The sequence below is a fragment of the Cytobacillus oceanisediminis 2691 genome, assembly GCF_007678455.1.
Lineage (GTDB): Bacteria > Bacillota > Bacilli > Bacillales > Cytobacillaceae > Mesobacillus > Mesobacillus oceanisediminis_A.
The window spans coordinates 1-241 of record NZ_VEEP01000374.1 but is presented as its reverse complement, the minus strand read 5'-3'; the positions used below and the strand labels follow the sequence as shown (position 1 = coordinate 241).

General features: G+C 44.0%; 1 protein-coding gene. It reads left to right on the top strand.

Annotation, left to right across the window (positions count from 1 at the left end):
• The coding region (locus FS736_RS24975) for a hypothetical protein (RefSeq protein WP_222125121.1) at window positions 1-215 on the top strand (215 nt) is incomplete at its 5' end.
• Window positions 216-241 lie beyond the last annotated feature (26 nt).

Below are 241 nucleotides of genomic sequence, written 5' to 3'. Positions count from 1 at the left end.
CCCTCCTCCCTTCCTTTTACTACATTAACACTCTATCCAAATACATCTTCTTCCCATTCTTTATACATTCTAATTACTTCTTCCACAGCCTCATCATCTTCATCCCCTCTCACATCAACCACACCATACTCTTCTTCCTCAACAACATAAACACCAGCTCACTCCCTTCCACCTTTCTCTCCTCCTCCTTCCTCTCCGCTCCCAACAGCCGCTAATAGTCTTTCTCGCAAACTTTCCTTTT